8 protein-coding genes are annotated in these 7988 nt (G+C 75.6%); 2 read left to right on the top strand and 6 right to left on the bottom strand.

The window, feature by feature from the left end; translation table 11 throughout:
• From WCS02_RS14860 to WCS02_RS14835, 6 genes are all read right to left on the bottom strand, one after another.
• Positions 1–764: LamB/YcsF family protein (locus WCS02_RS14860; protein ID WP_340294573.1), on the bottom strand; the 764-nt coding region annotated here is incomplete at its 3' end.
• Positions 765–881: 117 nt separating this feature from the next.
• Complete coding sequence (gene wrbA, locus WCS02_RS14855; RefSeq protein WP_340294571.1) at positions 882–1502, bottom strand: NAD(P)H:quinone oxidoreductase; 621 nt, start codon at positions 1500–1502, stop codon at positions 882–884.
• Positions 1503–1584: 82 nt separating this feature from the next.
• Positions 1585–2778 (bottom strand): spore photoproduct lyase family protein, encoded by a 1194-nt coding sequence (locus WCS02_RS14850; RefSeq protein ID WP_340294569.1) that lies wholly within the window; start codon positions 2776–2778, stop codon positions 1585–1587.
• Between the two features lie 107 nt (positions 2779–2885).
• Positions 2886–3845, bottom strand: a complete 960-nt coding sequence (mmuM, locus tag WCS02_RS14845; protein ID WP_340294567.1) for a homocysteine S-methyltransferase — start codon at positions 3843–3845, stop codon at positions 2886–2888.
• Complete coding sequence (locus tag WCS02_RS14840; protein ID WP_340294565.1) at positions 3842–5416, bottom strand: FAD-dependent oxidoreductase; 1575 nt, start codon at positions 5414–5416, stop codon at positions 3842–3844. The genes mmuM and WCS02_RS14840 overlap by 4 nt, the downstream gene beginning before the upstream one ends.
• Positions 5362–5913 carry a MarR family winged helix-turn-helix transcriptional regulator gene (locus WCS02_RS14835; RefSeq protein ID WP_340294563.1) on the bottom strand — a complete coding sequence of 184 codons (552 nt, stop codon included), beginning with the start codon at positions 5911–5913 and terminating at the stop codon, positions 5362–5364. The genes WCS02_RS14840 and WCS02_RS14835 overlap by 55 nt, the downstream gene beginning before the upstream one ends.
• Before the next feature lie 87 nt (positions 5914–6000).
• Here WCS02_RS14835 and WCS02_RS14830 point away from each other — a divergent pair, with 87 nt between their 5' ends.
• A complete protein-coding gene (locus tag WCS02_RS14830) occupies positions 6001–6801 on the top strand; it encodes a dioxygenase family protein (protein ID WP_340294562.1) in 801 nt (266 codons plus the stop codon).
• A gap of 35 nt (positions 6802–6836) precedes the next feature.
• On the top strand, positions 6837–7988 hold a 1152-nt coding region (locus WCS02_RS14825; protein WP_340294561.1), incomplete at its 3' end, for an AI-2E family transporter.

Below are 7988 nucleotides of genomic sequence, written 5' to 3'. Positions count from 1 at the left end.
AACGCGGCGACCCGTACGCCGGCCGCCTCCAGGCCCGCCCGGACCGCCCGCGCCGTCCCGACCGCGCCCGGGGTGTCGCCGTGGACGCAGAGCGAGCGGGCCGACACCTGCAGCGGCGCGCCGTCGACGTCGGCGACGGGCCGCCCGGTGGCCATGGCGACGCAGCGCGCGACCACCGTGGCCACGTCGGTGAGCACCGCCCCGGGCAGGCGGCGGCTGACCAGCGTGCCCTGCGCGGTGTAGGCGCGGTCGGCGAAGGCCTCGGTGACGGTGGCGAGCCCGGCCTGCCCGGCGAGGCGGAGGACTGCCGACCCGGGCAGCCCGACCAGCGGGAGCGACGCGTCGACGGCCGCCACGGCGCGCACGACGGCGGCCGCCTGCTCCTCGTGGTGGACCACGGCGTTGTACAGCGCGCCGTGCGGCTTGACGTAGCGGACCCGGGCGCCGACCGACGCGGCCGTGCCGACCAGGGCGGCCAGCTGGTAGACGACGTCGTCGTGCAGCTCGTCCGGCGCGACGTCGACGAAGCGCCGCCCGAACCCGGCGAGGTCCCGGTAGGCGACGTGCGCGCCGACGCTCACCCCGCGGGCGGCGGCCGCCTCGCAGACCCGTCGCATCGTCGACGGGTCGCCGGCGTGGAACCCGCACGCCACGTTGGCGCTGGTGACGACGTCGAGCAGACCCTCGTCGTCGGTGAGGCGCCACACCCCGAAGCCCTCGCCGAGGTCGGCGTTGAGGTCGACGGTCAGGGCCGCGGGGTCCATGCGCCGATCGTGCCCGAGGACCCCGGGCGGCACGCCAGAGGCCCCCTCGCGACGGGCGGGTCGCGAGGGGGCCCCGGGTGGTGCGGGTCGTGCGCGGCCGTCAGCTGGCCGGACGGGTCAGGCCTGCGCGGCGAGGCCCGTCTTCAGCGCGCGGCCGACCTCGACGGCGCGCGTCGCCTGGAACGACACCGACGCGAGGGCGGTCTCGTCCGGGGGCACGGCGCCGTTGTTGGACGTGTGCGAGGCGCCGTAGGGGTTGCCGGCGGCGAACTGGACCGGGTCGGCGTAGCCGGGGGCGACGATGATCGAGCCCCAGTGGTAGAAGGTGTTGTTGATCGCGAGGATCGTCGACTCCTGGCCGCCGTGGGCGGTGGCGGTCGAGGTGAACGACGTGCCGATCTTGTTGACGAGCTTGCCGGCGCCCCAGAGCGGGCCGGTCTGGTCGAGGAACTGCTTGAGCTGCGCGGTCGGCAGGCCGTAGCGCGTCGGGCTGCCGAGCATGATGACGTCGGCCCACTCGAGGTCGTCGAGCGTCGCCTCGGGGACGTCCTGGGTCTCCAGGGCGTGGGCGGACCAGCCCTCGTTGCTGTTGATCGCCTCCTGGGGGGCGAGCTCGTGCACCTTGAGCAGGCGCACCTCGGCGCCGGCCTGCTGCGCGGCGGCCTCGGCGGCCTTGGCGAGCTTGTAGACCCCGCCCGTGGCGCTGTAGTAGACGATCGCGACGTTGACGTCGGCCATGCGGTGTCTCCTGGGGGTGTAGGTGATGGTTCAAGTCTCAACTAGATGATGCCAGCCCCGGTCGCCCGGCGCCAGGCGGGGGTCAGGTCCAGTACAGGACGTGCAGCTCGGGCAGCCGCCGCGCGAGCTCGTCGGTGAACCAGGTCCGCATCTCCGTCATGACGTCCTCGGGGTAGACGTACTTCGTCGAGCCGAACTTGCCCCGCTTGGTGGTCCGCCGCGACTCGTCCATGTCCAGCCGCGTCCCCGGGTACCAGCCGAGCAGGACCTCCTTGCTGCCGGGGGTGAACCGGTGCGTGATGAGCTCGGCGGTGAGGTCGAGGTCCGGCACCCCGTCCACGGCGGCCTCGACGAGGTCGAGCAGGTGCCCGTAGTGCTCGCGCCAGCCGTCCAGCGGCATGAGCGGCGCCATCGTGAGCCCGACCGGGTAGCCGTCCAGCGCCAGCCGCCGCAGCCCCGCCAGCCGGTCCGGCACCGTGGACGTGCCGCCCTCCATGCGCTGGCTCACCGGCAGGCAGTTGACGCTGAACCGGACCCGGGTCCGGCCGGCGTGCGGCAGCCCGACGAAGCCCGCGACGTCGTCGTACTTGGTCGTCCACCGCAGCTGCACCGGGGCCTCCCACTGTCCGAAGAACTCCACGGCGCGGGTCCAGCTGCCCGTGAGGTGCTCCAGGGCCAGCGGGTCGGTGTAGCAGGACGCCTCGAACGTCGTGCCCTCCTGCGCCCGGTCGGCGCGACGGCTCGTGATGGTGCCCTGGCCGAGGTACGGCTCGAGCCCGCCGAGGATGTCGTCGAGGTCGGCGTACACCCGGGTCACCGGCGGCCCGCTGAGCGAGCCGGCGAGGTAGCAGTACTGGCAGTGGGCGGGGCAGCCCTCGGCCAGGTCCACCCGCCAGTCCGCGCTCGGCGCGATCGGCTGCAGCTTCCGCCGCGACGGCGGGCTGACGACGATGGCCATCGTCGACTTGGCCAGCGCGTACGTCTCGCGCTCGGTGGCGCCGCGGACGCCGGTGAGCCGGTTGGCCCGCAGTCGCTCGACCTCGATGCCGCGGGCCTCCACCCGCTCGACGATGCGGTGGGCGTGCGGGTGGTCCAGCGCGTCGGGGGTGATGACCACCCGCTTGGGCGTCCACCGGCGGGCGGGCCGCGCGGGCGGCGCCAGCTCGGACAGGTCCCGGGTGGGGACCTGCTCGCCGGTCGCGTCGTGCGTGGCGGCGACGAACTTCGGGGCGAGCGGCTCGTCGACGTCGATGGCGTCCTCGGGTGCCTGGGTCACGGTGCCACCGTGCGCTCTCGGCGCCCGCGCGGCACCTGGAGGCAGCCCGGCGCCGACGACGTACCCGCGACATGCACGTCCGGCCGCACCGACCGGGACCGCCCGCGTCAGCCGCCCAGGTGCCGGGCGAGCTGCGCGACCTGGTCCGGGCCGACGCGGCAGCAGCCGCCCACCAGCCGGGCCCCGCCGGTGACCCAGCCGTCGACCGCGCCCAGGTCGAGGTCGGGCTCGCCCACCCAGCCGCGGGCGGCCGCGTCCCAGGTCTCGCCGCTGTTCGGGTACACCACGACGGGCAGCCCCGAGGCCGCCGCGGCGACCTCGACGGCTGCGCCGACGCCCGCGGGGTCGCAGCAGTTGACCCCCACGGCGACGACGCCGGACACCCCGCGCGCCATGGCGAACGCGTCGGCCGCCTCCTCGCCGCGACGGGTGCGGACGACCCCGTCCTCGTCGACGACGGTGGTGAGCGACAGCCACACCGGCACCCCGACGTCGCCGGCCGCGAGCAGCAGCGCCTCGACCTCGGTCGCGGCGGGCACCGTCTCGCAGGCGAGGACGTCCGCGCCGGCGCCGGCCAGGGCCTCCATCCGCTCGCGGTGGAACGCCCGCAGCGCCGGCACCGTGAGGGTCGGGCCGTCAGTCCACGCCGGGTCGACGTAGTCGCCGGTGTACTCCTGGCCGCCCGCGAGGACCGCGCCGTAGGGCCCGACGGACCCGGCGACCCAGGCCTGCACGCCGGTGTCCTCGCAGGCCTCCCGGGCGAGCAGGACCGAGCGGGCGACGAGCCCCAGCGCGGTGGCCCCGTCGAGACCGGCGTGGGCGAACCCCGCGACCGAGGCCTGGTAGGAGGCGGTGACGAGCACCTCGGCACCGGCGCGCAGGTAGTCCGCGTGCGCGTCCCGCACCGCCCCGGGGTCGTCGGTGAGCAGCGACGCCGACCACAGCTCCCCGGACAGGTCGTGCCCGCGGGTCTGGAGGTGCGTCGCCAGCCCGCCGTCGAGCACGACGGTCCGTGCCGCGAGCGCCTCCGCCAGCGTGCCCGCCGGGCCTCCCGGTGCTGCGCTCACCGGCGGTCCCCGGCCGCGAGGAGGGACATGGCCGCCGACCGTCCGGGGATGCCGCTCACGCCCCCGCCCCGCCGGGCGCCGGCGCCGCCCAGGACCACCCGGTCGTGGACGGTCTCCACGCCCCAGGTGCCGACCTGCTCGTCGGTCTCGGCCCAGGGCCACTGCAGGTCGCGGTGGAAGATGTGCCCGCCGGGCAGGCCGACGTCGCCCTCGAGGTCGACGGGCGTGCGCACCTCCAGGCAGGGCCGTCCGTCCGGGCCGGTGAGCAGGACGTCCTCCAGAGGCTCGTCGAGCACCGAGCCGATCGAGGCGAGCGTCGCGGCGAGGGCCTGCTCGCGCGCCCCGTCGGGGTCCTCGCGGAACAGCCGCGCCGGCATGTGCAGGCCGAACAGGGTGAGCGTCTGGGCCTCCGAGGCGGCCAGGTCCGCGCCCAGGACCGACCGGTCGGACAGGGTGTGGCAGTACACCTCGCACGGCGGGACGTCGGGCAGCCGGCCGGCGGAGGCCTGGGCGAACGCGGTGGCGATCTGCGACGCCGACTCGTTGACGTGGAACGTCCCGGCGAAGGCGTCGCGGGGGTCGACGGAGGCGTCGCGCAGCCGGGGCAGCCGCCGCAGCAGCATGTTGACCTTGAGCTGCGAGCCCTCGGGCGCGGCCAGCGCGGTGCCGGCGTGGGGGGTCGCGCCCGCGGCCGCGAGGGCGGCGTCGAGCCCGGCCGGGGCGCCTGCCCAGACCACCCGGTCGGCGGTGAGCACCTGCTCGGTCCCGTCCACGTCGACGACCAGCCGCCCGTCCGGGTCGAGGGACACCACGCGGGCGCCGGTGACGGTGCCCGCCCCGGCAGCCCGGGCCGCCGCAGCGAGCGCGGCCTGCACCGCGCCCATCCCGCCCACGGGGACGTCCCAGTCGCCCGTCCCGCCGCCGATGACGTGGTAGAGGAAGCAGCGGTTGGCGAGCAGGTCGGCGTCGGTGTCGGCGAAGGTGCCGATCAGGGCGTCGGTGAGGACCACGCCGCGCACCACGTCGTCGGCGACGGCGTCGGCGACCGACAGCCCGACCGGCCGCCCGACGAGCAGGCCCCAGACGGCGTCGTCGCCGACGCGCTCGCGGGCCTGCTCGCGCGACAGCAGCGGCTCGGTGACCGTCGGCCACAGCGCGGCGGCGGCCCGGGCGGTGCGGGCGTACAGCGCGTCCCAGCCGGCCCGGTCCGCGCCGGCGCCCAGCCGCTCGAAGGACGCGGTCGTGGCGTCCCGGTCGTCGCTGACGAGCAGGCCCGACGCCCCGGCGGTGCGCGGGTCCGGCGTGTAGGACGACACCCGCCGGCGGACCAGCCGCAGGTCGAGGCCGAGCTCGTCGCGCACCTGCTGGGGGAGCAGGCTGACGAGGTAGGAGTAGCGGCTCAGCCGCGCCTCGACGCCGGGGAAGACGGCGGCGCTCACCGAGGCCCCGCCCAGGTGGTCCTGCTGCTCGAGGACGACCGTGCGCAGGCCGGCGCGGGCGAGGTAGGCCGCTGCGGTCAGGCCGTTGTGGCCGCCGCCGACGACGACGACGTCGTGGTGGGGGGTGTGCACGGGGCCATGGTGCCGTCCGGGGGGCCCTGCTCGGCAGGGCAGTCGCCGTCCAGCCGGGCGAGCACGCGCTCGCAGGCCTCGCCGAGGACGCGGACCTGCTCGGCGTCGAGGTCGTCGACGACCAGGCGGACGACCTCCGCGGCGTGGCCGGGGGCGGCCTCGCGCACCTTCTCGAAGCCCTCGTCGGTGAGCGTGGCCAGGGTGACGCGGCCGTTGCCGGGGCAGGGGCGGCGGGCCACCCAGCCGGAGCGCTCGAGCCGGCTGACGGCGTGGCTGAGGCGCGACTGCGAGGAGTTGGCGTTGCGGGCGAGCGTCGACATCGCCAGCGTGCGCTCGGGGGCCTCGCTGAGCATGGCCAGCACGTAGTACGAGAAGTGCGTGAGGCCGCTGTCGCGGGCGAGCTGGGCGTCCAGCGCGGTCGGCAGCCGCAGCACGACGCCCGCCAGGGCGCGCCAGGCGCGCTGCTCGTCGTCGTCCAGCCACCGGGTCTGCGTCACCCCCTGAGGCTACCCGGTCGCTTGATGTCTCAACCGTTGGGCCGTAGGCTCTCGCTTGAGAATTCAAGCGAAACCAGCAGCCCGACCGTGGAGGACACCGTGGACCAGACCGCCGACCGGATGCCGAGCCTGTACCTGGGCCACGGCGCACCGGTGCTCCTGGACGACGCGCGGTGGACCGCCGAGCTGGCCGCCTGGTCCGCGACGCTTCCCCGACCGCGGGCGGTGCTCATCGTCTCCGCCCACTGGGAGCAGGCGCCGCTGTCGCTGAGCGCCACCGCTCCCGGTACCGAGCTCGTCCACGACTACTCCGGCTTCGACCCGAAGTTCGGGCGGATGCGGTACGACACCCCCGACGCGACGGCGCTGGCCGACGCCGTGGAGGCGATGCTGCCGGACGGGCAGACCGTCCACCGCCACGCCCGCCGCGGCCTGGACCACGGCGCCTGGGTGCCGCTGCGCGTGATGTACCCCGACGCCGACCTGCCGACCCTGCAGCTGTCCATGCCGACTCTCGACCCGCGGACCCTGATGGCGCTGGGCCGCCGGCTGGCACCCCTGCGGGACGAGGGCGTGCTCGTCGTCGGCTCGGGGTTCCTCACCCACGGCCTGCCGTTCCTGACCGACTGGCGCCCCGACGCCACCCCGCCGGGATGGTCCGCGGAGTTCGACGCCTGGGCCGCCGAGGCGCTCGCCGCCGGGGACGTCGACAGCCTGCTGGACTTCCGCACCCGCGCCCCGGGGATGCCCTACGCCCACCCCACCGTGGAGCACATGGCGCCGCTGTTCGTCACCCTCGGCGCGGCCCAGGAGGCCGACGGACCGGTGGAGACCGCCGTCGACGGCTTCTTCCTCGGCCTCAGCAAGCGCTCGTTCCAGGTCGCCTGAGGGTTGGGCTTCGTCACGCTGGGTACCGAGCCCCCGTGACTCCCCCCTCCCGCCGCCCCAAGGACCGTTGGCACGACAGCTTCGGCGGCGTCGCGACCCGCTGCGCGCAGGTCCTCCTCGTCCTCGCCGTCGTCGTCATCGTCGCCTACCTGGGGGTGACGCTGAAGCTCGTCGTGGTGCCGGTGCTCATCGCCGTGCTCATCGCGGCGGCCGCGAGCCCGCTGGTCAGCCTGCTGGCGCGACGGCTGCCGCGCTCGCTCGCGGCGGGCATCACCATGCTGCTGGGCATCGTCGTGCTCGGCGGGGTCGGCTTCCTCGTCGCCAACGCGGTCGCCGACCAGTGGGGCCAGCTCCGCGAGGGGGCCGTCGAGGGCTTCCAGCAGCTCACCGACCTGGTCGAGAGCGGGCCGTTCGGCCTTCCCGCCACGGACATGGACGAGATCGTCAGCCAGCTCGAGGGGGCGCTGCAGGGCTCGGCCGTGCAGTCCGGGGCCCTCACCGGTGCCGCCGCGGTCGCGCAGATTGCCACCGGCGTGCTGCTCGCCGTCGTCGTCCTGTTCTTCCTGCTCAAGGACGGCCGGGTCATCTGGACCTTCTTCCGCGACCAGCTGCCGGAGCGCGAGCACCACCGCTTCGACCTGGTCGGCACCCGCTCCGCCGCCGTCATGGGCGGCTACGTCCGCGGCACCGCCGCGGTCGCGTCCGTCGACGCCGTGCTCATCGGCATCGGCCTCACCATCGTCGGCGTCCCGCTGGCGCTCCCGCTGGCCCTGCTGACCTTCGTCGCCGCGTTCGTGCCCGTCATCGGTGCCGTCGCCGCCGGCGTGGTGGCCGTGCTCATCGCGCTGGTGTCCAACGGCCCCGTGGACGCGCTGATCGTCCTCGTCATCGTCATCGTCGTGCAGCAGCTCGAGGGCAACGTCCTCCAGCCGATCCTCATGGGCCACACGCTCTCGCTGCACCCGCTCGTCATCCTGCTCGCCCTGACCGCCGGGTCGATCGTCGCCGGCGTCATCGGCGCCGTCCTCGCCGTGCCGTTCGCCGCCGTCGCCTGGGCCGCCGTCCAGGCGTCGCGGCAGGCGCACCGCGACGAGGAGGAGTGGGAGGCCGAACGTGTCCGCCACGCCGAGCCCGCGGTCGTCGCCGCCGACGCCGCCCCGGCCGCGGCCGACGCCGCCAGCTCGGCC

Source organism: Aquipuribacter hungaricus, assembly GCF_037860755.1.
GTDB classification, from domain to species: Bacteria; Actinomycetota; Actinomycetes; order Actinomycetales; family JBBAYJ01; genus Aquipuribacter; species Aquipuribacter hungaricus.
Note: the sequence above shows the minus strand (reverse complement) of the source record. Positions and strands in the feature narration are given on the sequence as shown.

What these genes read in the sequence shown, in the direction of transcription:
- wrbA (WP_340294571.1), bottom strand. Translation starts at nt 1,502, where the DNA reads ATGGCCGACGTCAACGTCGCGATCGTCTACTACAGCGCCACGGGCGGG.